The sequence below is a fragment of the Streptomyces sp. CNZ301 genome (genome assembly GCF_004217425.1).
Genome location: NZ_SHLG01000002.1, coordinates 630,584 through 652,600, shown reverse-complemented (window position 1 = coordinate 652,600; position 22,017 = coordinate 630,584). Strand labels below are relative to the sequence as shown.

At 70.7% G+C, this 22,017-nt stretch carries 19 protein-coding genes and 1 pseudogene; 7 read left to right on the top strand and 13 right to left on the bottom strand.

Features of this window, described 5'->3' with window-relative positions; all coding sequences use genetic code 11:
• The first annotated feature begins 42 nt into the window (after positions 1-42).
• The 4 genes from EV375_RS27055 (at position 43) to EV375_RS27040 (ending at position 3,461) form a co-directional block, all read left to right on the top strand.
• Complete coding sequence (locus tag EV375_RS27055; protein WP_130302546.1) at positions 43-1,179, top strand: glycerate kinase family protein; 1,137 nt, start codon at positions 43-45, stop codon at positions 1,177-1,179.
• A 236-nt stretch (positions 1,180-1,415) separates the two neighbouring features.
• Entirely contained in the window at positions 1,416-1,970 is a 555-nt protein-coding gene (locus EV375_RS27050; RefSeq protein WP_130302545.1) for a TetR/AcrR family transcriptional regulator, read from the top strand.
• Positions 1,963-2,700: an ABC transporter ATP-binding protein gene (locus tag EV375_RS27045; RefSeq protein WP_130302544.1), complete on the top strand. Its 738-nt coding sequence runs from the start codon at positions 1,963-1,965 to the stop codon at positions 2,698-2,700. Before EV375_RS27050 ends, EV375_RS27045 begins: the two co-directional genes overlap by 8 nt.
• Positions 2,697-3,461, top strand: a complete 765-nt coding sequence (locus tag EV375_RS27040) for an ABC transporter permease (protein ID WP_130302543.1) — start codon at positions 2,697-2,699, stop codon at positions 3,459-3,461. The genes EV375_RS27045 and EV375_RS27040 overlap by 4 nt, the downstream gene beginning before the upstream one ends.
• Positions 3,462-3,627: 166 nt before the next feature.
• Here EV375_RS27040 and pssA read toward each other — a convergent pair whose 3' ends face one another.
• The 8 genes and pseudogenes from pssA to EV375_RS26995 all read right to left on the bottom strand — a co-directional run bounded on the left by pssA (position 3,628) and on the right by EV375_RS26995 (position 13,690).
• Positions 3,628-4,479, bottom strand: a complete 852-nt coding sequence (gene pssA, locus EV375_RS27035) for a CDP-diacylglycerol--serine O-phosphatidyltransferase (protein ID WP_055487131.1) — start codon at positions 4,477-4,479, stop codon at positions 3,628-3,630.
• The gene (locus EV375_RS27030; RefSeq protein WP_130302542.1) at positions 4,466-5,113 is read right to left on the bottom strand and encodes a phosphatidylserine decarboxylase; all 648 of its coding nucleotides are present in this window, start codon (positions 5,111-5,113) and stop codon (positions 4,466-4,468) included. The genes pssA and EV375_RS27030 overlap by 14 nt, the downstream gene beginning before the upstream one ends.
• Positions 5,114-5,281: 168 nt before the next feature.
• Entirely contained in the window at positions 5,282-6,505 is a 1,224-nt protein-coding gene (locus EV375_RS27025) for an acyl-CoA dehydrogenase family protein (RefSeq protein ID WP_130302541.1), read from the bottom strand.
• A gap of 1 nt (position 6,506) precedes the next feature.
• On the bottom strand, positions 6,507-7,061 hold the full coding sequence (locus EV375_RS27020; RefSeq protein WP_130302540.1) for a MaoC family dehydratase: 555 nt from the start codon (positions 7,059-7,061) through the stop codon (positions 6,507-6,509).
• A gap of 5 nt (positions 7,062-7,066) precedes the next feature.
• Positions 7,067-8,053, bottom strand: a complete 987-nt coding sequence (locus tag EV375_RS27015) for an HpcH/HpaI aldolase/citrate lyase family protein (RefSeq protein WP_130302539.1) — start codon at positions 8,051-8,053, stop codon at positions 7,067-7,069.
• Positions 8,050-10,134, bottom strand: coding sequence for a protein meaA (locus EV375_RS27010; RefSeq protein WP_130302538.1), 2,085 nt, complete (start codon positions 10,132-10,134; stop codon positions 8,050-8,052). Before EV375_RS27010 ends, EV375_RS27015 begins: the two co-directional genes overlap by 4 nt.
• 202 nt (positions 10,135-10,336) lie before the next feature.
• Positions 10,337-11,668 (bottom strand): annotated as a pseudogene (gene ccrA, locus EV375_RS27005) (crotonyl-CoA carboxylase/reductase); the annotation flags it as partial.
• Between the two features lie 531 nt (positions 11,669-12,199).
• The gene (locus tag EV375_RS26995) at positions 12,200-13,690 is read right to left on the bottom strand and encodes a class I adenylate-forming enzyme family protein (protein ID WP_130302537.1); all 1,491 of its coding nucleotides are present in this window, start codon (positions 13,688-13,690) and stop codon (positions 12,200-12,202) included.
• Positions 13,691-13,944: 254 nt separating this feature from the next.
• On the opposite strand from EV375_RS26995, the gene EV375_RS26990 reads away from it, so the two are divergent.
• Positions 13,945-14,691 (top strand): hypothetical protein, encoded by a 747-nt coding sequence (locus EV375_RS26990; RefSeq protein ID WP_130302536.1) that lies wholly within the window; start codon positions 13,945-13,947, stop codon positions 14,689-14,691.
• A gap of 79 nt (positions 14,692-14,770) precedes the next feature.
• On the opposite strand, the gene EV375_RS26985 is transcribed toward EV375_RS26990, so the two are convergent.
• The 3 genes from EV375_RS26985 to EV375_RS26975 form a co-directional block, all read right to left on the bottom strand.
• Complete coding sequence (locus EV375_RS26985; protein ID WP_130302535.1) at positions 14,771-15,436, bottom strand: class I SAM-dependent methyltransferase; 666 nt, start codon at positions 15,434-15,436, stop codon at positions 14,771-14,773.
• Positions 15,437-15,488: 52 nt separating this feature from the next.
• A complete protein-coding gene (locus EV375_RS26980; protein WP_207228480.1) occupies positions 15,489-16,277 on the bottom strand; it encodes a TetR family transcriptional regulator in 789 nt (262 codons plus the stop codon).
• Positions 16,278-16,374: 97 nt separating this feature from the next.
• Positions 16,375-18,159, bottom strand: coding sequence for a 3-hydroxyacyl-CoA dehydrogenase family protein (locus EV375_RS26975; protein ID WP_130302533.1), 1,785 nt, complete (start codon positions 18,157-18,159; stop codon positions 16,375-16,377).
• Between the two features lie 367 nt (positions 18,160-18,526).
• On the opposite strand from EV375_RS26975, the gene EV375_RS26970 reads away from it, so the two are divergent.
• Positions 18,527-19,159, top strand: coding sequence for a HEAT repeat domain-containing protein (locus tag EV375_RS26970; protein WP_130302532.1), 633 nt, complete (start codon positions 18,527-18,529; stop codon positions 19,157-19,159).
• 86 nt (positions 19,160-19,245) lie between these two features.
• Positions 19,246-19,755 (top strand): pyridoxamine 5'-phosphate oxidase family protein, encoded by a 510-nt coding sequence (locus tag EV375_RS26965; RefSeq protein ID WP_130302531.1) that lies wholly within the window; start codon positions 19,246-19,248, stop codon positions 19,753-19,755.
• Here the strand turns inward: EV375_RS26965 and EV375_RS26960 are convergent.
• Together EV375_RS26960 and EV375_RS26955 are read right to left on the bottom strand one after the other, a co-directional pair.
• Positions 19,740-20,951, bottom strand: coding sequence for a Gfo/Idh/MocA family protein (locus tag EV375_RS26960; protein ID WP_130302530.1), 1,212 nt, complete (start codon positions 20,949-20,951; stop codon positions 19,740-19,742). The two genes, EV375_RS26965 and EV375_RS26960, sit on opposite strands and share 16 nt — an antisense overlap.
• Entirely contained in the window at positions 20,948-21,964 is a 1,017-nt protein-coding gene (locus EV375_RS26955; RefSeq protein WP_130302911.1) for a glycoside hydrolase family 130 protein, read from the bottom strand. Before EV375_RS26955 ends, EV375_RS26960 begins: the two co-directional genes overlap by 4 nt.
• Positions 21,965-22,017 lie beyond the last annotated feature (53 nt).

Sequence of the window (22,017 nt, the reverse complement as noted above, 5' to 3'; positions counted from 1 at the left end):
GCGACTGCCTGTTCGAACGTAAACAGACCCAGGGGCAGAACCATGACGACGACGGCGCGCGTACTGATCGCCGCGGACAAGTTCAAGGGATCGCTGACGGCCGTGGAGGTCGCCGAGCGGATCACAGCAGGGATCAGGCGGGCGCGGCCCGACGCGAGTGTGGAATCGCTTCCCGTCGCCGACGGCGGCGACGGCACCGTGGCGGCAGCCGTCGCCGCCGGTTTCGAGCGCCACGAGGTGGAGGTCACCGGACCGCTCGGCGCGCCCGTCACCGCGGCCTTCGCGCTGCGCGACGGAACAGCCGTGGTCGAGATGGCCGAGGCGTCCGGCCTCGAACTGATGCCGCCCGGCGTCTTCGCCCCCCTGACCGCAACCACACGCGGCACCGGCGAGCTGCTCCTCGCCGCCGTCGAGGCGGGCGCCCGTGCCGTCGTCCTCGGCGTGGGCGGGTCCGCGACGACGGACGGCGGCGCCGGCATGCTCGAGGCGCTCGGCGCCCGCTTCCTCGACGAGGACGGCGATCCCGTGCCGCACGGCGGCGGCCCGCTGGTGGAGATGGTCTCCGCCGACCTCTCCGGCCTCGACGAACGGCTCAAGGACATCCATGTCGTACTCGCCAGCGACGTCGACAACCCGCTCACCGGTCCGAAGGGAGCGGCCGCGGTCTACGGCCCGCAGAAGGGCGCGGGCGAGGAGGACGTGCAGGTCCTCGACGCGGCGCTGACGCATTTCGTGCAGGTGATGGGCGACTCCGTCGGGCCGAGGGCGGCCGAGACCGCCGAGGCGCCCGGAGCGGGCGCGGCCGGCGGCATCGGCTACGGCGCGCTCGTCGGCTTGAACGCGACGTTCCGCCCCGGTATCGACGTGCTGCTGGAGGTGCTCGGCTTCGCCGGCGCACTCGAGCGCGCCGACGTGGTCATCACGGGGGAGGGCTCGCTGGACGAGCAGACCCTGCACGGCAAGGCGCCCGCTGGTGTCGCCGCCGCGTCCCGCAAGGCCGGCAGGCCCGTCCTCGCGGTGTGCGGACGCCTGGCGCTCGACGACAAGGCCCTCAAGGGCGCCGGCATCGAACGTGCCTACGCCCTCACCGACTTGGAGAGGGACACGGCCCGCTGCATGTCGCAGGCAGGCCCCCTGCTGGAGCAGCTCGCCGAACACCTGGCGGCGGAGCGCCTCTGACGCCGGTCGCAGGACCGCTTCTTCTCCGCAGCGCGGCGCATCGGGTCCGCCCGCACCACCCGGGCGCGAGGCGCGGTCGCGCCCGTCCGTGCCTCGGACCCTTCAGCTCCCCTGCGCGCGGGCGGGCCCCGCAACGTCCTTTGTCTCCCCGCGCGGACCGGCCCGCTTCGGCTGCGTCCAAAAATGTTAGCCTCTAACATCGGCGTGGGTGGAGCACGGAAACGGGGCGGGCAGTCATGAGCAAGAGCGAGCGGACGCGGGAGCGGCTAGCCGGCGCGGCCCTGACCCTCTTCGAGCGCCAGGGGTTCGAGCAGACGACGGTGGCACAGATCGCCGCCGCCGCGGGCGTAACCGAGATGACGTTCTTCCGGCACTTCCCGGCAAAGCACCAGGTCCTCTTCGAAGATCCCTACGACGCCCTGATCGCCGACGCCGTCGCCGCCCAGCCGGAAGATCTGGACCCCCTCCGCAGAGCGGCCCGCGGTCTGCGGCAGGCGTGGTCGCGTGTACCGGAACCGGACGGCGACGTCGTACGGAGGCGGGTGCGGATCGTGGCGGGCACACCCGCCCTGAGGGGTGAGATGTGGCGCAACAACAGCGAGACGGAACGGCTGGTCGCAGAGCAGCTCGTACGGGACGGAGCCCGGCCGCTGTCCGCAAAGGTGGCCGCCGCGGCCGTACTCGCCGCGGTGACTGCGGCGCTGCTCGAGTGGTCGGTGAGCGAGGACGCCCCCCTCGGCGACGCGGTGCTCACCGCGCTGGACACGGTGGAGGGCCGCCGGAATGAGTGAACTCCGCCTGCAGATACGGGGCTTGGAGCGCGCATTCCCGGGCGGCGCCGGCGTGCACGACATGGACCTCGACGTCGCCGCCGGACAGATCCACGCTCTTGTCGGCCTCAACGGTTCCGGAAAGACGACGCTGATGCGCCTCCTGCTGGGGATGCTGCGGCCCGACTCCGGATCCGTACGCCTCAACGGCTGCGGCCTCGGCGAAGCGTCCGCGAAGACGTGGGCCGGGGTCGGCCATCTCGTCGGCCACCCGCTCGCGTACCCCGAACTCGACGTCGCAGCCAATCTCACGATGGCTGCCCGGATGCGCGGCGTCCCGCGACCGCGCATACCCGCCACCGTGACCCGTGCGCTGGCCGAACTCGATCTCGAACAGTACGCCCGTGTACGTGCGCGGGTGCTCTCCAGCGGAAACCTGCAGCGCCTCGGGGTCGCCGGTGCGCTCCAGCACGACCCGGACCTGATCGTGCTCGACGAGCCGACAAGCGCCCTCGACCCGGCGGGAGTCATCCTCGTGCGGGAGGCTCTGCGGCGCAGAGCGGACGCCGGGGCCGGGGTGCTCGTCTCCAGCCACCACCTCGACGAGGTGGCGCGGACCGCGCAACGCATCACCGTCGTCAACCGTGGCCGCACGATCGGCACGCTGGACCCGGCAGGCGTGGACATCGAACGGTCCTTCTTCGCCCTGGTCCATGCCGATGACGAGCGGAGGAAGGGAGGAACAGGATGAACACGGCATTCGCGGCGGCGCTGACCGTCGAGGTACGCAAGTTCGCCGCGTCCCGGGTCGTACGGACGGCCACCGTGCTGATCGTCGCGGGCATCGCGGTGCTGACGGGCTCGATGACCGCGGCCGCGGAGGCGGGCAACGAAAGAATCCTCGCGCAGCTGGGCGAGTTCGCCGGCGCGGAGGGCTGGGACCGGCTGACCGGTGTGGCCGCACAGATCACCGGTGCGGGCGGCCTGCTCGGGTTCGGGGTCGTGCTGGCGTGGGCGGTGGGGCGGGAGTTCGCCGAGGGCACGGTCAGCGGTCTGTTCGCACTGCCGGTGTCGCGGGCCACCGTCATGGCGGCGAAGCTGACCGCGTTCGCTGCCTGGACGGCCGGTGTCGCGGTCGCGCTGGTGTCCGTCCTCGCCGTGACCGGCCTCGTCGCGGGCAACGGGGCGCCGGACGGCGAAGCGCTCGCCGGGCTCGTGCGGCTGCTCGCGCTGGCCGCCTTCTCCGGGCTGCTCGCTGCTCCGGCGGCGTGGGCGGCGACGCTCGGCCGGGGTCTGCTCCCGGGGATCGCGACGTCCATCGGCACCGTCGTCGTCGCTCAGGTCATGGTCGTCTCGGGCACCGGCGCCTGGTTTCCCGTCGCCGCACCCTCGTTGTGGGCCATGCGGCCGGGGGACGTCTCCGCCGCCCAGCTGGCGCTCGTGCTGCTGATCCCGCTCGTATCGGGATTGCTCGCCATGCGGTCCTGGTCCCGCCTTCAGCTCGACCGCTGACGGCTGCGGGAGCCCGCAGGCACCTCCATGGATGCCACCGCCTCACGGCTCGTGACCTGTGACAACGACAACGACCACGCACAACGGAACCGGGCCCGGGCCGCAGACTGCGGCCCGGACCCGATTCCGTGACACGTACATGGCGGGGGCGGACGGCCGACCGGCGCTAGCCCTGTGCGGCGGTCCTCGCCTCGCGGCGGTTGTCGCGGAAGGTGTGAACCCTGCGCGCCGTCGCGAAGAGCGGGATCACGGCGCCGAGCACGACCTGCAGCGCGCAGCCGGTCTGGAGCAGCAGCACGCCGCCCGGGGCGTCGAACGCCCAGGCCGCCAGAAGTCCCATGCTCGCGACGATCCAGCCGAGCATCGCCACCGCCAGCCGGCCGCGCGGCTTCGGGTACTCGACGCGGCTCACCATCAGCCAGGCGACGCCCATGATGGCCAGCAGCGTCGGCACGAACGGCAGCTCCAGCAGCACGATCGACACGACGGTAAGCGCCCCGAACGGGCCGGGCATGCCCTGGAACATGCCGTCACGCATGGGCACGCACGAGAACCTGGCGAGCCGCAGTACCACCGCCAGCAGCACCACGACGGCGGCCACCACCGACACTTCCTGATTGGCGTCGTTGGCGACCATGCCCCATGTGGCGACGAAGTAGGCGGGGGCCAGGCCGAAGCTGATGAGGTCGGAGAGGTTGTCCAGCTCCGCGCCCATCGCGGAGCTGCGCAGCTTCCGCGCCACCAGTCCGTCGAACAGGTCGAAGACGGACGCCAGCAGCATCAGCATCACGGCGGTCGCGGCGCTGTGCCGGGCCATGCCGCCGTCCTCGCTGCCCGTCAGGTGCGGGATGAGGACGCCGGTGGTGGTGAAGTACACCGCCATGAAGCCGCAGGTGGCGTTGCCCAGCGTCAGGGTGTCGGCTATCGAGAGCCGCGTCGAGAGCGGCATCTCGTCGTCGTCCTCTTGGGCCTCGGCGACCCAGGCGGCTGCCTGCGTATCCGGATCAATCACGGTCAAGGCGAGTCACCCCTGCAGTCGTGGCCTGTCCCACCTCGACGCCGGCCTGGACCCCTTCGGGGAGGTAGACATCGACGCGGGAGCCGAAACGGATCAGCCCCACGCGGTCCCCCTGCTCGACCTTGCAGCCCTGCGGCACGTACGGGACGATCCGCCGGGCCACGGCGCCGGCGATCTGGATCATCTCCACGTCGCCGATCTCGGTGTCGAAGTGCCAGACGACCCGCTCGTTGTTCTCGCTCTCCTTGTTGAACGCGGGGACGTAGCCGCCGGGGATGTGCTCCAAGGAGGCCACGGTGCCCGCGAGCGGAGCGCGGTTCACGTGGACGTTGAGCGGGCTCATGAAGATCGCGACGCGGGTGCGTCCGTCGGGCCACGGCATGATGCTCTGCACCACTCCGTCGGCCGGAGAGATGACGCGGCCCTGGGAGATCTCACGCTCCGGGTCGCGGAAGAACCAGAGCATGCCCGCGGCGAGAGCTGTCGCCGGCACCGCGAGCGCCGCCGCCTTCTTCGAGCGGCGGGCCCGGACGAGGCCGACGGCCGCGGTGGCCACGGTCGGCAGAAGCCACGGCGACGCTCCGCGCGCGATGCGGACTCGTCCGCGTGGTGCGGAGGATGGGCTGTGGGGCATGTATGACCTTCGTAGCGGAGGGAGCCGCGGCGGTGATTGGGGGACGGCGGCTTTTCGGGATGGTATCGGTTACGGATGGCAACTGGCCAAGCCAGTGCGGCAGTCCGTGACCGTAATCCCGATTCGGGATGTCGTCCCGGCCGGCGGGAAAACACCCCGAAAGGGACATCACCCCTGGAAGCGGTACTCCTCCAACAGGCGGCGGCCTACGATCATTTTCTGGATCTCGGCGGTTCCTTCACCGATCAAGAGCATCGGCGCCTCGCGGTAGAGGCGCTCGATCTCGTACTCCTTGGAGAAACCGTACCCGCCGTGAATGCGAAACGCGTCCTCCACGACCTCCTTGCAGTACTCGGAGGCGAGGTATTTGGCCATCCCGGCCTCAAGGTCGTTGCGCTGACCGGCGTCCTTCTTGCGTGCTGCGCCGACCATCAGCGCGTGCGCCGCCTCCACCTTCGTGCCCATTTCGGCCAGCCTGAACTGGATCGCCTGGTGCTGCGCGATCGGCTTTCCGAAAGTGTGCCGTTGCTGTGCGTAGCCGATGCCCAACTCGAAGGCGCGCTGAGCGACGCCGCAGCCACGCGCGGCCACATTGACGCGGCCGACCTCGACGCCGTCCATCATCTGGTAGAAACCCCGGCCGGTCTCCCCGCCGAGCACCCGGTCCGCGGGAACCCGCAGGTCCTGCATGATGAGTTCCGTGGTGTCGACGCCCTTGTAGCCCATCTTGTCGATCTTGCCGGGGATGGTGAGCCCGGGCCGCACCTCGCCGAAGCCCGGCTCCTTCTCCACCAGGAACGTCGTCATCGACTTGTGCGGTGCCGTCCCCTCGGGGTGCCCCTCGTCCGTGCGGCACAGCACCGCGACCAGCGTCGAGGAACCGCCGTTGGTCAGCCACATCTTCTGTCCGTTGAGAATGAAATCCGCGTCGGGGTCGTCGTCACCGCCGTCGCGGACGCCCTTGGACGAGATGGCCGAAACGTCCGAGCCCAGGCCCGGTTCCGACATGGAGAAGGCGCCGCGCACCTCGCCCGTGGCCATCTTCGGCAGGAAGTGGTCCTTCTGCTCCTGGGTGCCGTGCTGCTTGAGCATGTACGCCACGATGAAATGGGTGTTGATGATCCCGGAGACGCTCATCCAGCCCCGCGCGATCTCCTCCACGCACAGCGCGTAGGTGAGCAGGGACTCGCCGAGGCCGCCGTACTCCTCGGGAATCATCAGGCCGAACAGGCCGAGTTCCTTGAGGCCTTCGACTATCTCGGTCGGGTACTCGTCGCGGTGCTCCAGCTCCGTCGCTACCGGGAGGATCTCCTTGTCGACAAAGCTGCGGACCGTGGAGAGGATCTCCTGCTGGATCTCCGTGAGACCTTCCGTCTGTGCGAGCCGTCCCATCTCACTTCCCTCCCTTCGCTGTGTCCTTGCCGGGGGCGTCCTTGCCGGGGGCGGACTCGCGCAGCTCGGGGCGTCCCGGCTGCTCCCCTCCGCGCTCCTTGATGTATGCCTCGGTGGGCACCATCACTTTCCGGCGGAAGACGCAGACGAGCGTGCCGTCCTGGTTGTAGCCCTTCGTCTCGACGTGCACGATCCCGCGGTCGCTCTTCGACTTTGAGGGGATCTTGTCGAGGACGGTGGTCTGCCCGTAGATCGTGTCGCCGTGGAAGGTCGGCGCCACGTGCTTGAGCGACTCGATCTCCAGATTGGCGATGGCCTTGCCCGAGACGTCCGGCACGGACATGCCCAGCAGCAGTGAGTAGATGTAGTTGCCCACCACCACGTTCTTGCCGAAGTCGGTTGTGCTCTCCGCGTAGTTGGTGTCCATGTGGAGCGGGTGGTGGTTCATCGTGAGCAGGCAGAACAGGTGGTCGTCGTACTCGGTGACGGTCTTGCCGGGCCAGTGCTTGTAGACGTCCCCGACGGTGAACTCTTCGTATGTGCGACCGAATTGCATGCCGATCAGGCCTCCGGAGCTTCGAAGGACGTCGTGCGGGACATCCCGGCGGCACGGCCCTTGCCGGCCACGACCAGGGCCATCTTGCGGCTCGCCTCGTCGATCATCTCGTCGCCGAGCATCGCCGAGCCCTTCTTGCCGCCCTTCTCGGACGTGAAGTACTCGTACGCGTCGAGGATCATCTCCGCGTGGTCGTAGTCCTCCTGGGAGGGGGAGAAGACCTCGTTCGCGGCGTCGACCTGGCCCGGGTGCAGCACCCACTTGCCGTCGTAGCCGAGCGCGGCGGCACGCTGGGCCACCTCGCGGAAGCCGTCGACGTCCTTGATCTGCAAATACGGGCCGTCGATCGCCTGGAGGTCGTGCGTGCGGGCGGCCATCAGGATGCGCATCAGGATGTAGTGGTAGGCGTCCGCCGGGTAGCCGGGCGGCTGCTCGCCGACGACGAGCGACTTCATGTTGATGGACGCCATGAAGTCGGCCGGCCCGAAGACGATCGTCTCCATGCGGGGCGAGGACGCGGCGATCTCGTCGACGTTCACCAGGCCCTTGGCGTTCTCGATCTGGGCCTCGATGCCGATGCGGCCGACCTCGAAGCCCATCGTCGTCTCGATCTGCGTCAGCAGCATGTCCAGGGCCTGGACCTGCTGGGCGTCCTGGACCTTCGGCAGCATGATGCAGTCGAGGTTCTGCCCGGCGCCCTCCACGACGGTGATCACGTCGCGGTAGGTCCAGTGCGTCGTCCAGTCGTTGACGCGCACGACGCGCGTCTTGCCGCTCCAGTCGCCCTCGTTGAGGAACTTGACGATCGTGTGCCGGGCGTCCGGTTTGGCCAGCGGCGCACAGGCGTCCTCCAGGTCGAGGAAGACCTGGTCGGCGGGGAGGCCCTGCGCCTTCTCCAGGAAGCGCGGGTTGCTTCCGGGCACGGCCATGCAGGAGCGCCGCGGGCGCAGCGTGCGGGATGCCTGGCCGGTGTCCGGCGACGGGGCTGTCATGCGGGGACCTCCAGGGGGTCGAGCTTGTTCGCTGTGCGGATTTCGTTGACGATACGGCCGATGATCTCGGTGATGCCGAAGTCCTTCGGGGTGAAGACGGCGGCGACTCCGGCCTCTCGCAAGGCCGCGGCGTCGGCCGAGGGGATGATGCCGCCGACGATGACCGGAATAGGGGGATCGCCCGGGCCTCCCTGTGGGCCTTCGGCCCGGGTGGGGTCCCCGGGCCCGGGGGAAGTCGCCGCGCCCGAACGCCGCAGCCTCTCCAGCACGTCCGGCACGAGCTCCGCGTGCGAGCCGGAGAGGATGGACAGGCCGACGCAGTGCACGTCCTCGGCGACCGCGGCCGAGGCGATCTGCTCCGGCGTGAGCCGGATGCCCTGGTAGATCACTTCGAAGCCCGCGTCGCGGGCCCGTACGGCGATCTGTTCGGCTCCGTTGCTGTGCCCGTCCAGGCCGGGCTTGCCCACGAGCAGCCGGAGCCTGCCGACGCCGAGTTCCGCGGCCGTCAGCTCCACGCGGCGCCGCACATCGGCGAGCGCGGAACCCTCCTCGGCGGGCACCGCGACGGGGGCGCTGCTGACGCCGGTCGGCGCGCGGAACTCGCCGAAGACCTCACGCAGGGCGCCGGCCCACTCGCCGGTGGTCACGCCCGCGCGGGCGCACTCCAGCGTCGCCTCCATGAGGTTGGCGTCGGTGGCGGCGGTGTCCTTGAGCCGCTGGAGCGCGCGGGACGCGCCGTCGTCCGGCGACTCGTCACGGGTGGCACGCCAGCGCCGGACGGCCTCCGCGACCTGGGCCTCGGTCGCCGGATCGACGGTGTGGATGGCCGTCTCCAAGTCCGCGGTGAGCGGGTTCGGTTCCGTCGACTCGTAGCAGTTGACGCCGACGATCTTCTCCTCACCGGACTCGATACGGCCGCGGCGCTCGGCGTGCGAGGAGACCAACTGCGACTTCAGGTAGCCCGATTCGACGGCTGCCATCGCCCCGCCGAGCTTCTCGATGTGCTCGATCTCGGCGAAGGAGGCGTCCACGAGTTCGCTCACCTTCGCCTCGATCACGTGCGATCCGGCGAAGATGTCGTCGTACTCCAGCAGGTCGCTCTCCATCGCGAGGACCTGCTGGATGCGCAGCGACCACTGCTGGTCCCAGGGCCGCGGCAGGCCCAGGGCCTCGTTCCAGGCGGGCAGTTGGACGGCGCGGGCGCGAGCGTCCTTGGAGAGGGTGACAGCCAGCATCTCCAGCACGATGCGCTGGATGTTGTTCTCCGGCTGCGCCTCGGTCAGCCCGAGCGAGTTGACCTGCACGCCGTAGCGGAAGCGGCGCTGTTTCGCGTTCTCGATGCCGTACCGCTCGCGCGTGATGCGGTCCCAGATGCGGGTGAAGGCCCGCATCTTGCACATCTCCTCGACGAAGCGGACGCCCGCGTTGACGAAGAAGGAGATCCGGGCCACGACATCGCCCATCCGCTCCTGCGGCACCTGCCCCGAGTCGCGCACGGCGTCGAGTACGGCGATGGCCGTGCTCATCGCGTACGCGATCTCCTGGACCGGTGTGGCACCGGCCTCCTGGAGGTGGTAGCTGCAGATGTTGATCGGATTCCACTTGGGGATGTTGCCGACGGTGTAGGCGATCATGTCCGTCGTCAGACGCAGCGAGGGACCCGGCGGGAAGACGTGCGTGCCCCGCGAGAGGTACTCCTTGACGATGTCGTTCTGCGTCGTCCCCTGGAGCTTGGAGATGTCGGCGCCGTGCTCCTCCGCGACGACCTGGTACAGCGCCAGCAGCCACATGGCCGTGGCGTTGATCGTCATCGACGTGTTCATCTGTTCAAGGGGGATCCCCTCGAACAGCCGCCGCATGTCAGCCACATGGGAGACCGGAACCCCGACGCGGCCGACCTCGCCACGCGCGAGGACGTGGTCGGGGTCGTAGCCGGTCTGCGTCGGCAGGTCGAAGGCGACCGAGAGCCCGGTCTGGCCCTTGTCGAGGTTGCGCCGGTACAGCTCGTTGGACGCTTCGGCCGTGGAGTGACCCGCGTACGTGCGCATCAGCCACGGCCGGTCCTTGGCTCGCTCAGGCATGCTTGCCGTTCCGGCCATCGGCGTCCCTGCTGTGCTTGTCGGTCCGCTCGCCTTCGGTGTCGCGGCTGTGCTTGTCGGTCCGCTCGCCTTCGGTGTCGCGGCTGTGCTTGTCGGTCCGCTCGCCTTCGGTGTCGCGGCTGTGCTTGTCGGTCCGCTCGCCTTCGGTGTCGCGGCTGTACTTGTCGGTCCGCTCGCCTTCGGTGTCGCGGAACAGGTTGATCGCGTCCACGTGCTTCGCGCGCTTCTCCGTGTCGCGGACGCCCAGCCCCTCCTCGGGAGCCAGCGCGAGGACGCCGACCTTGCCCTGGTGGACGTTGCGGTGCACGTCGTGGGCGGCCTGGCCGGTCTCCTCCAGGTTGTAGGTGCGCGAGAGCGTCGGGTGGATCTTGCCCTTGGAGATGAGGCGGTTGGCCTCCCACGCCTCGCGGTAGTTGGCGAAGTGCGAGCCGACGATGCGCTTGAGCGACATCCACAGGTAGCGGTTGTCGTAGGTGTGCTCGTAGCCCGAGGTGGAGGCGCAGGTGACGATGGTGCCGCCCTTGCGGGTGACGTACACGCTCGCCCCGAAGGTCTCCCGTCCGGGGTGTTCGAAGACGATGTCGACGTCCTCGCCGCCGGTCAGTTCGCGGATGCGCTTGCCGAAGCGCTTCCACTCCTTCGGGTCCTGGTTGTGCTCGTCCTTCCAGAACTTGTAGCCCTCGGCGCTGCGGTCGATGATCGCCTCGGCGCCCATGCGGCGGCAGATCTCCGCCTTCTGCTCGCTGGAGACGACACAGATCGGGTTGGCGCCGCCGGCCAGCGCGAACTGCGTGGCGTACGAGCCGAGTCCGCCGCTGGCGCCCCAGATGAGGACGTTGTCGCCCTGCTTCATCCCGGCCCCGTTGCGGGAGACCAGCTGCCGGTAGGCGGTCGAGTTGACCAGGCCGGGAGCGGCGGCCTCCTCCCAGCTGAGGTGGTCCGGCTTCGGCATCAGCTGGTTCGACTTGACCAGCGCGATCTCCGCGAGGCCGCCGAAGTTCGTCTCGAAGCCCCAGATGCGCTGTTCCGGGTCGAGCATCGTGTCGTCGTGGCCGTCGGCCGACTCCAGCTCCACGGACAGGCAGTGCGCGACGACTTCGTCGCCCGGCTTCCAGGCGTTGACGCCCGCGCCCGTGCGCAGCACGACGCCGGCGAGGTCGGAGCCGATGATGTGGTACGGGAGGTCGTGCCGCTTGGCCAGCGGCGACAGGCGTCCGTAGCGCTCCAGGAACGCGAAGGTGGACATGGGCTCGAAGAGCGAGGTCCACACGGAGTTGTAGTTGACGGAGGAGGCCATCACGGCCACCAGCGCCTCACCCGGCCCCAGTTCGGGCACGGGCACCTCGTCCAGATGGAGGGACTTGCGGGGGTCCTTCTCCCGGGAGGGGAGACCGTCGAACATTCCGGCCTCGTCCCGGTGGACGGTCACCGCCCTGTAGGACTCCGGGAGGGGAAGGTTCGCGAAGTCTTCGGCGGTCGTGTCGGACGCGAGGATCGCGTCGAGGATCTTGTTCACGGTAATGCCTCCGGCGAAGCGCTGTTGAGGGAGACGCTTTGAGGGTCGTCGGGTGTGAGGCAGAGCCGTCGGTTCGGCGGGTGATGCTGTTTGGCGGCGCTGGTGAGCGCGGGTTGCCTGTGACGCAGGCGTCCGGGCACGTACGGGTGTGGTGCCGTCGGGACAGCGCCCGGACATGCATCAAGGTATGACACCCAGTGCCAGTGCACAAGACACTGCGTGCCAGCAATTTCTCTCACTTGATGTGAGGGCGCGCACGCATGAGCGCTCCGCTGCCGCTGCCGCTGCCGCTGCCGCTGCCGGAGCCGGAGCCGGAGCCTGTGCCTGTGCCTGTGCCTGTGCCTGTGCATGTGCCTTTGCATGTGCCGGAGCCGCCGGTGCCTGTGCCGGGCGGGGCGAGGGCCGGTCCGCCTGCCGGGATGGGGGCAAGCCGGCCGCGCCGCGCGGCTGCCGGTGCTACGGCCCCCGCCGCGACGGCGGCCCGCGCGCCGTACGGCGTGCGGGCCCAGCGGGCGCTCCACGCGTTCGCTGTTATGACCGTTGCCGCTGCGCCCCCGTCTCCTGCAGGTCGCGGTGGGAGATCTTGCCGCTGGCCGTGAGCGGCAGCGCGTCGAGGAAGTGGATGCGGCTGGGCAGCTTGTACGCGGCGATCCGCTTCTTCAGGAACGCCATCAGCCCCTCGGCCGTGATCTCGCTCCCTCGCCGGAGGACCACGAAGGCCACCGGCACCTGGCCCTGCTCGGAGTCCGGCGCTGCGACGACCGCCGAGTCGGCCACCTCCGGGTGCTCGTCGATCGCCGACTCGACCTCGCCGGGGGTGATCTTGGAGGTGCGGCGCACGATCAAGTCCTTGATGCGGCCACGGAGCCACCAGGCCCCGTCTGCGCCCCGTGAACCCATGTCACCGGTCCGCAGCCATCCGTCCGACCGCGACCGCCGGGTGAGTTCCTTGTCGTCCCAGTAACGACTCATCACCATCGGCCCCCGCACGAGCAGTTCACCGGTCTCCTCGTCCGTGCGCAGCTGCGCGCCGCCCACGGGCGTGCCGATGCGGTTGTCGCCATGGGGCCCCGGGTCGCGCTCGACGGTGAGCCAGATCGCCTCGGTCAGGCCGTAGCCGACACTGATGGGCAGTCCGGTCAGCGCTCTGAAGTCGCGCTGCAGGGCGCCGGGCACGGTGTCACCCCCGGTGTAGACGCCGCGCAGTGAGGAGAACCATGCGCGCTCCGCCTGCGGTGCGCGGGCGAGCCGGGCCAGGACGTCGACGTGGGTGCAGATCAGGGTGGGCCGGTGGGCGAGCAGCCCCGAGGCGTAGGTCTGCAGTTCGAACCCGTCGTACAGGACGGCCTTTCCGCCGGCCAGCAGGGTGCTCAGCGTCTCGATGAACCCGCTGACGTGCACCAGCGGATCGCACACCTGCACCACGTCGTCGGCGCGGATGCCGCCCATCGCCTCGGAGGTGCTGGTGAGCATGGCCAGGGCGGAGCCGTGGCTGTGCACGACCCCCTTGGGTTCGCCGGACGAGCCGGAAGTGAAGAACAGCGCGGCCGGGCGGTCCGGGGCGGGCGGGATCGGGTCGCTGCCGGGCCGGGAGGTCAGCAGGGGAGCGAACGGCTCGAAGCGCCCGCTGCGCCCGGTGACCAGGATCCGGACGCCTGCCAGGAGTGCCGGGTCGACGCCGTCGAGCCGGTCCGTCCGGCTTTCGTCGACGATCAGCCAGCGCGGACGTGCGCGCCTGAGCGCCCGCTCCAGCTCGGGCGGCGCGTAGCGCGTGTTCACCGGCGTGGCGACGGCCCCCGAACGGAAACAGGCCAAGTACACAAGAGCGGCCTCGGGGCAGGTAGGCAGCATGAACGCCACCCGCTCGCCCGCCAGTTGGTCCATCTCCGCGGCCAGGGCTCCGGCCGCGGCGGCCACGTCGCCGTACGTCCAGTGCCGTCCCTCGTGCACCAGGGCGACCGGCTCGGGCGGGTGGCCTTCGAGCAGGCGGCTGAGCTGCGGCGAAGCGTTCTCGGCAGACATGGCGTCCTCCTGGTCCCTCGGTCCCGTCCATGTGCTTTCCGACTTCCCGAGACCAGCGGGATATGCCCGGAATACTCGCGATATCCGTGATGTCCGAGAGGGTGCAGGCGGTCGCTGTCCGTGCGAGGGCTGGGCCGAACAGGCCGTGGTCCGTCCGTTGCTTTTGGCTTCTCCGCCGTCCGGGGACCTCTGGATCCATTCGTTGAGATCGGGTACTGCGCCACGACGGCGCACGAGTCGAAGCCGGGGAGACCATGGGTTGGACACGGACACGTCGCGCGGCCTGCTCGGCCGCTCTCGCCACAGTGATCGCCGTCCCGGTGACGGCTCTCTCGCCGGCCGGCGCCGAGAAGCGGACCGGACCGGCGCCGTCCTCCGTCGCCGCCGCGGCCGGGAAGTCCGGGCCGAAGACCCCGCCGCCGCCGAAGCTCCCGCGGAACTTCCGCGGCAAGGGCAAGTGGATCGTCCGTGACCTGGGCATCACGGTCCCGTTCACCTGGGAGGGGAAGAACGGCGACAGCCAGATGACCGCCGGAGGCCCGCAGTACCCGATCTGGTTCACGAACCTGATCTACCGCAACACGCTCTACACGATCACCTTCAAGTGGCCGGGCCTGAACGTGCATCCGTGCTCGCAGATCCCCGGCTTCAATCTGCGGACGCTGAACCAGTTCCTCGCCAATTCACGGTTCGTCGGACGGGAGACCCTCCGGCTGAACAAGCCCCGGCACGTGAATCACTGGAGAGCCGGCGTAGTCCTGCCGGAGCGGCCTCCGGGGCTGCACCTGCGGTTCCCGATCGCGCTCGCCGACGTCTACGTCGACCAGCGCGACAGGGGAACGTTCTGGCAGTTGCTGCAGTTCGGTCTCCAGAATCTCTACGACCCCGAACTGGACGAATGGGCGAAGATGGACAGCTTCGTGCACAAGCCCGGGAAGGTGAAGCTCCCCGCGGAGTGCGCCACTCCCGGCACGCAGGCTTCGTCCTCGAAGCGCTCCTGACGCAGGGCGCGCAGCCCGGCGGGCCCGCGGTGGCGACTCCGTCCCGCGGGCCCGCGCCGTTCGGGCCCTGCCAGCTTGGTCACGCCCGCCGGAACTCCGCCCTCCACCGCAGAACGTGCGGGTCGCCGGGGTGGGGCACCTGCTCGACATCCGCGGCCCGCATCCCGCACACCGCGAAGGAGTCCACTTCAGACCTGGTGAGCGGCCACGGCGGACCGTCCACCTGCTCGCCCTCCCCGCGGACGCCGGAGATGACCACCAGCCTCCCGCCGTGCGCCACCGTGCGGACCACGTTGACGATCGCCTCCGCACGGACCGAGAGCGGCAAGGACTGCACAGTGACCGACTCCACGACGAGGTCGAACGCACCCGCCCACTCGGCCGGCGGGTCCAGAAGGTCGGCCACGACGTAGTCGACGGCCGAGCCGGGGAAGCGCTCACGCGCCCCGCGGACCGCGGTCGGCGAGATGTCGAAGGCGGTCGTGCGGAATCCGAGCCCCGCCACGTATTCGGCGTCCCGCCCGAGCCCGCAGCCGACGACGAGCGCCCGCTTCCCCGCCCCGTCCAGGCCCTGCCGCTCGGCCCAGCCGGCCAGCAGCGCGTTCGGCTCGCCGCGGTCCCACGGCACCGTCGCCTCGCCGGCGGCGGCCAGGGCGTACAGCCGCTCGAACCATCCCGTCGGATCGTCCTCGGCCAGCGACTCGGAGGCCAGCCTGTTCGCGTCCACTTCACGGTCGTCGGTCATGGAGCCAGCTTCGCCGAAGCGGTGCGCGCGTTCACAACCCCCGGGCGGGGGTTCAGTCCCGCAGCGCCTCCTCGATCGTGCGCATGATCTCGCCGATCGGAGCGTCCGTGCGGGCGACGGTGACCAGCACCTCGTCCTCCCGCGTCGTCGCGGCCCGGGCGGTGCCGTTCGCAGCGCCGGCGGGCTCCGGGACCGCCAGGCGGTTCGCCCCGAAACCCGTGCCGAAGGTCCTGCGCACGATCGCGAACGCGTGGTCCAACTGCGCTTCCACGTCGCCCACTCCGCCGCCGCGCAGCCACCGGCGCAGTACGTGGTTGTGCGCCGTGACGACGGCCGAGGCGGCGACCTCCGCGAGGAGCGGATCGTCGTCGCCGTCGCGGTGGGCCGCCTCGTCGAAGTGGCCCAGCAGATACCGGGTGAAGAGCCGCTCGTAGCGCGCGACGGAGGCGATCTCGCGCTCGCGCAGCGCCGGCACCTCCCGTGTCAGCTTGTAGCGCTCGACGCTGCCCTTGGGCGACGCCGCGTACATCCGCATGACCTCTTTGATGCCGCGGCACACCGTGTCGAGCGGGTTCTCGTGCGGGGGCGCGGCCTCCAGGACGGCCTGTGCCCGCACAAGGGTGTCGTCGTGGTCCGGGAAGATCGCCTCTTCCTTGGCGCGGAAGTGCCGGAAGAACGTGCGCCGGGCGACGCCCGCCGTCGCGGCGATCTCGTCGACCGTCGTGGCCTCGTACCCCTTCGTCGCGAAGAGCTCCATCGCCGCCGCCGCCAACTCGCGTCGCATCCTGAGGCGCTGGGAGGACGCGGCAGGCGAACGGGACGGCTTCGCGGTGTCTGACATGTGGGGAACGTTACATGCCGTGACGTACTCGGGGGGCGGGCCGCTTGCGGAAGGCTCAAGCAGCCCGCCCCACCGGTTGTCCCGCTTCACAGACGCGTCACCGCCGTGCGTACTCGCGGAATCCCCGTCCCGTCTTACGGCCCAGGCAGCCCGCCGCGACCAGGTGTTCCAGCAGCGGCGCGGGAGCCAGCCCCGGGTCGCGGAACTCCCTGTGCAGCACCTGCTCGATGGCGAGGGAGACGTCCAGCCCGACGACGTCCAGCAGCTCGAAGGGCCCCATCGGGTAGCCGCCGCCGAGCCTCATCGCCGCGTCGATGTCGTCGAGCGACGCGTAGTGCTGCTCGACCATCTTCACGGCGTTGTTCAGGTACGGGAAGAGCAGCGCGTTGACGATGAATCCCGCACGGTCGCCGCAGTCCACGGGGTGCTTGCGGATGCCTCCGCAGACTTCGCGGACCGTCGCATGAGCCTCGTCACCGGTGAGAACCGTGCGCACGACCTCGACGAGCTTCATCGCCGGCGCCGGGTTGAAGAAGTGCATGCCGATGACGTCCTGCGGACGGGACGTGGCGCGGGCGCAGGCCACCACCGGGAGGGAGCTGGTGGTGGTGGCGAGCACCGCGCCGGGCCTGCACACCTCGTCGAGCCTGGCGAAGAGTTCCCGCTTGACCTCCAGGTCCTCCGCGACGGCCTCGACCGCCAGGTCGACGCCGGACAGCGCCTCCAGCGAACCGGCGGGGGTGATGCGGCCGAGCGCGGCGACCCGGTCGTCGTCGGTCATCCGGCCCTTCTTCACCGCGCGCTCGAAGGACTTGGCGATGCGGTCCTTGGCCGTCTGCGCCTTCTCCTCGCTGCGTGCGGCGAGCACCGTCTCGTATCCGGCCCTGGCGAAGACCTCCGCGATGCCGCTCGCCATGGTGCCCGAGCCGGCGACGCCGACGGAGGAGACGGGACGGCCGGCGGTGCGGGTGGCGTCCCCGTCCGGGGTTTCGGAGTCGGCGACGACGACGGACGAGCCGGGAGCCTCGTAGGAGTAGAAGCCCCGGCCCGCCTTCTGGCCCGTCAGACCGGCGTCGCTCAGCTGCCGCAGGATCGGTGCGGGCGCGTGCAGCCGGTCGTGCGAGTCGGCGTACATCGCGTCCAGAACGGTGCGTGCCGTGTCGATGCCGATGAGGTCGAGCAGCGCCAGCGGCCCCATCGGCAGCCCGCATCCCAGGCGCATCGCATTGTCGATGTCCTCGCGGCTGGCGTAGCGCGATTCGTACATCGCGGCGGCCTGGTTGAGGTAGCCGAAGAGCAGCCCGTCCGCGACGAATCCGGGCCGGTCGCCGACCGCGACGGGCTCCTTGCCCAGCTCGCGCGCGAGTTCCGTCACCGCGGTGACGGCCTCCGGCGAGGTGAGCACCGAGGAGACGACCTCGACGAGCTTCATCGCCGGGGCGGGGTGGAAGAAGTGCAGGCCCAGCACCCGTTCGGGGCGGTCCGAGTCGGCCGCGAGCCGGGTGACGGAGAGCGCGTTGGTGCCCGTCGCGAGGATCGTGTCCGGCTTGACGACGGTGTCGAGCGCCGCGAAGACCTGGCACTTGGTGTCGTAGTCCTCCGGCACCACCTCGATGACGAGGTCCGCCTCGGCGGCGGCGTCCAGGTCGCCGGAGGTGCGGAAGCGGGCGAGGGCGTCCTGCCGCTCGGCCTCCGTCATCCGCTCGCGCTGGACGGCGCGCGCGGTGGAGGCTTCGAAGGCTTCGGTGGCGTGACGTGCGGCGGCGTCACTGATGTCGATGCCGATGACTTCACGGCCGGCCCGGGCGAGGACGTCGGCGATGCCGGTGCCCATGGTGCCGAGACCGATGACGGCGATGGTGTGCAGAGGCGGACGGTCCATCACGGGACTCCAGGTGTGACGACTGACGATGAGGGTGTGCCGGCCGCGCGCACAGCACGGTGCGGGGCGCGGCTGCAAGGCAGCAGATTCGAAACTCTGGGAATTCGGGAAGCCGGACGGGAATCGGGGTCAACCGGCCCTGTCCCAGGGGCCGTTCCGTACAGGCGTGCAAGCCCGGGCGCTGCCGCGGCGGTTCGCCGCGGCCCGGACCCCCGCCGAACCGACTTCACTCTCGGGCGGCTGCGTCACCAGGCCGCCTGAGCGGGGGTGCCGCTCTGACGAGCAGCTTAACTCGTGGGTAACCAATGCGCCAGGGGTATGGCTCTTCCAGGGCTGTGGGACGGAGCACGTGGGGGAGGGAGCGCAAGTGGCCGACGCATTCCGATCGTTGATCGATCGCGTCCGGGCGGAGGCGGACCCGGTCGAGTACGAGCGGCTGGTCGCACTCGCGAGGGAGGAGACTCCCGCGGCACGGGACGAACTGGCGTCCGTGCTGGCGGAGAGCCAACGCCCGTTGTGGGCGCGGGAAGTTGCGGCGTTCGCGCTCGGCAGCGCGGGGGACAGGCGCTGCTTCGAAACCTTGATCTTCATGCTGAACTACCGCGACCCCGTGCGCTGCGCCACCGCCGCCCACGCCCTGGCACGGCTGCGAGATCCCCGTACGGCGCGCGCCGCCGCCGCCCTGGCGACCAACGAACTGCGCACCGGCTACGCGCTGCACGCCGTGCGGCTGCTCACGGCGTTACGGGCGCCCGAGTCCGTGCCCACGCTGATCTCCGTCCTGCAACGGCTGCTGATGGGGCCGGTGCACTACTGGCCGATCGCCGAGGCGTGCGTGCAGGGCCTGGGCGCCCTGGGGGACCGGCGCGCCATCGCGGTGCTGGCGGCGGCGGCCGAGCACCACCGGCTCTCGCCGTTCGCGAAGGCCGCGCTGGCGCGCATCCCGGCGGCGCAGGGGCGGCCCCGCAGAAGGGCGGTCAGACCCAACAGCTGCCCGTGACCGGGACGGCTGCCTGAGCCCGTACGGCTCACGCAGCGGACGCAATCCGGACGGTAGATGTCGGGTATCGGCGCCAGGATGGACCCATGACCGAGAGCTGGGCGGCCTTCCGCGCCGCCGAACCCGAGTTCGCCGACACCGTGCGAGCCCGCTTCCAGGCGTTCCAGCACCACGTGCTCGCCACCATCCGCCCCGACGGCTCGCCCCGCCTGACCGGCCTGGAGGGTGACTTCAGGGGGGACGAGCTGTGGCTGGGCATGATGATCGGGTCGCGCAAGGCGCTCGACCTGCGCCGCGACCCCCGCTTCTCCATGTACGCCAACCCCGGCACGGGCACCGGAATGGGAGGCGGCGACGTGCGCATCTCGGGGCGCGCGGTCGAAGTGACGGACCCGGAGGAGTTCGCCCGGTACGCGGCCGGCGCGGCGGAGGGCGAAGTGCCGGACCGCTTCCATCTCTTCCGCGCGGAGCTCTCCGAGGTCGTACGGATCAGGGTCGAGGACCCGCACATCGTCTTCCAGGTCTGGCACCCGGGCCACGCCCTGCGCACGATCCGACGGGCCGACGAGGACAGCACCCTCTACGAAGAAGTGTGAGCCCCCGCGGGCACGGCGACGATCCGGCCGGCCCCGCTGCCGGCCGCACGGGTGGCCGCTTCGGCCACGGCGACCGCGGTCAGGCCGGCGTGGGCGTCGGCGACCGGTGTGGAACCGCCCGCCGCGCAGTGCAGCAGGTCGGCGACGGCGGCTCGCACGCTCTCGGCGTACGCATGCGGCTTGCGGGCCTCGCCACCGAGGTCGATCACGGCCTCCGCGCGGTGCGGGACGCTGCGTGCGACGCCTCTGCCGCGGGCGGGACGGGCCTCGCCCGCGTCCCGGTGCACTGTGACGGCTACGCGTTCGCCGCCGTGCGGGCGGAAGCCCGGAACGGCAAGCAACTCGGCGGTCCTCGAAGGGAGTTCCTCCCACCGGGCGGCACCCTCCTCGTCCGTCCACGCGGTGATGGCGGCGTACGTCGGGATCCATCCGGTGATGCGCGACTCGGCGAAACCGTGGTCCAGGCGCATCAGCTGGCGTTCGCACCGGTGGGCGTGGGTGAAGGAGTGCAGGTGGGTGGCGAGGACGCCGCCGGGGTGCACGGCGTCCGCGATCACCATGTCGACGGGGCCGCCCGGGCGCCGCACGGCCGTGGCGCTCACCGACTCGGGTTCGCTGCCGAGCAGGGCGCGGGCCGCGTCGAAGAAGTGGACACCGTGCTCGATGAAGATGCCCCCGCTGTGCGTGGGGTCCCAGAACCAGTGGTCGGCGCCGAGGTCTTCGTCGGCCGCGTCGTTCTCGAAGAGGAAACGGCGGGGCGGGGCGAGGACGCCCTCGGCGGTCAGCCGCTGAACGGCGCGGAGGACCGGGTTGTAGCGAAGGACATGGTCGACGGCGAGAGTTCCGGGCGAACGGTCCACCTCGTCCCGGACCCGGGCGGCGTCCTCGGTGGTGGTGGCCAGCGGCTTCTCGCAGAAGACGTGCTTGCCGGCGCGGAGAGCGGCGATCGCCATCCCGGCGTGCGTGGCGGGCGGGGTGGCGAGGGCCACGAGATCCACGCCGTCCGTGGCGAGCAGCGAGTCGAGGCCGTCGCGTACGGCCGCGCCGTGCCGTGCGCCGAGCGGCTTCGCGCGCGACGGGTCGGGATCGGCGACGGCGGCGATGCGCAGGCCGGGCAGGCCGGCCACGGCATCCAGGACGTACGCCCCGAACGATCCGCAGCCGACCAGCCCGAGGCCGAGGGGCGGCCCCGTCACGTGGCGCGTTCCAGGAGGGCGACGCCGATGTGGGCGTCGGCCATGCCGTAGAAGACGTACAGCTTCCCGTCGACCTCCTCGATCGCCGTGGGGAAGACGACGTTGGGGACGGTGCCGGAGCGCTCCTCCTCCGTCTCGGGGGCCATCAGCGGCTCATCGGAACGGGCGATGACCTTCGACGGGTCGGACGGATCGAGGATCATCGCCCCGGCGGCGTACGACACCCGCTGGTTCTGCTCGAAGGGGTCCTCGATGGAGCCGGAGACCCCGTGGTGGAGGAGCAGCCAGCCCTCGTCGACGCGGACCGGGGCGGGGCCGGCGCCGATCTTCAGCGCTTCCCAGGGGTGTTCAGACAGGGCGACCAGGCGGTGCTGGCGGGGGCGTACCAGGGCGCGGATGTCCTGCTCGGCCTCCGCAGCGGGCACGTAGGAGATCCAGATGCCGGGGCGCTCGTCGGTGACGCCGGCGGGGAGGTGGGTGCCTTCGCCGGGACGGAACCAGCCGAGGTCCCACATGGGGCGGTGCAGCATCGCGTACGCCGGTTCGCCGTCCGGGCCGGGGACGGGCTCGGGGAAGTGGACGACGTCCTTGTTGGGGAAGAGGTTGAGGTCGGTGTCGAGGCCGGGCTGGTACTCGAACTGGATCGGCCCGAGGCGGGTCCAGTCGGTGAGGTTCCCGGAGACGGCGAGGGCCGGCTTGGGGCCGAGGGGGCCGTAGGCGACGTAGGACATGACGTGCTTGCCGAGGGAGGGGACCCAGGTGGTGCGGGGGTCCTCGACGCCGGCGTTGTTCTTGCCGCGCTCCCAGCCCTCGTCGGGGGACAGCACGACGCCGCGGCGCTCGACGCCGGAGGGTATGCCGTCGGTGAAGGTGACCTCGGCCAGCCCGACGCGGGAGACGTTGCCGTCGGCCACCAGGCGGGGCAGCAGGTGCAGCTTGCCGTCGGGGGTGCGGCCGGAGGCGGGGTTGAGGACGCCCTCCCTCTCGTCGGCCTCGCCGGGCAGTGGCGACATCACCACGCCCAGCCGGCGCAGGGTGTAGGGGATGTTCGTACGGGGGGTCGTGT

Excerpts from the sequence above, each read along its gene's own strand:
- EV375_RS27010 (WP_130302538.1), bottom strand. The coding sequence starts at position 10,134 with ATGCCTGAGCGAGCCAAGGACCGGCCGTGGCTGATGCGCACGTACGCG.
- EV375_RS27045 (WP_130302544.1), top strand. The coding sequence starts at position 1,963 with ATGAGTGAACTCCGCCTGCAGATACGGGGCTTGGAGCGCGCATTCCCG.
- EV375_RS26955 (WP_130302911.1), bottom strand. The coding sequence starts at position 21,964 with ATGTCGCCACTGCCCGGCGAGGCCGACGAGAGGGAGGGCGTCCTCAAC.
- EV375_RS26965 (WP_130302531.1), top strand. The coding sequence starts at position 19,246 with ATGACCGAGAGCTGGGCGGCCTTCCGCGCCGCCGAACCCGAGTTCGCC.
- EV375_RS26980 (WP_207228480.1), bottom strand. The coding sequence starts at position 16,277 with ATGTCAGACACCGCGAAGCCGTCCCGTTCGCCTGCCGCGTCCTCCCAG.
- EV375_RS27025 (WP_130302541.1), bottom strand. The coding sequence starts at position 6,505 with ATGGGACGGCTCGCACAGACGGAAGGTCTCACGGAGATCCAGCAGGAG.
- EV375_RS26995 (WP_130302537.1), bottom strand. The coding sequence starts at position 13,690 with ATGTCTGCCGAGAACGCTTCGCCGCAGCTCAGCCGCCTGCTCGAAGGC.
- EV375_RS26975 (WP_130302533.1), bottom strand. The coding sequence starts at position 18,159 with ATGGACCGTCCGCCTCTGCACACCATCGCCGTCATCGGTCTCGGCACC.
- EV375_RS27020 (WP_130302540.1), bottom strand. The coding sequence starts at position 7,061 with ATGCAATTCGGTCGCACATACGAAGAGTTCACCGTCGGGGACGTCTAC.
- EV375_RS27050 (WP_130302545.1), top strand. The coding sequence starts at position 1,416 with ATGAGCAAGAGCGAGCGGACGCGGGAGCGGCTAGCCGGCGCGGCCCTG.
- EV375_RS27030 (WP_130302542.1), bottom strand. The coding sequence starts at position 5,113 with ATGCCCCACAGCCCATCCTCCGCACCACGCGGACGAGTCCGCATCGCG.
- EV375_RS27055 (WP_130302546.1), top strand. The coding sequence starts at position 43 with ATGACGACGACGGCGCGCGTACTGATCGCCGCGGACAAGTTCAAGGGA.
- EV375_RS27040 (WP_130302543.1), top strand. The coding sequence starts at position 2,697 with ATGAACACGGCATTCGCGGCGGCGCTGACCGTCGAGGTACGCAAGTTC.
- EV375_RS27015 (WP_130302539.1), bottom strand. The coding sequence starts at position 8,053 with ATGACAGCCCCGTCGCCGGACACCGGCCAGGCATCCCGCACGCTGCGC.
- EV375_RS26990 (WP_130302536.1), top strand. The coding sequence starts at position 13,945 with ATGGGTTGGACACGGACACGTCGCGCGGCCTGCTCGGCCGCTCTCGCC.
- EV375_RS26985 (WP_130302535.1), bottom strand. The coding sequence starts at position 15,436 with ATGACCGACGACCGTGAAGTGGACGCGAACAGGCTGGCCTCCGAGTCG.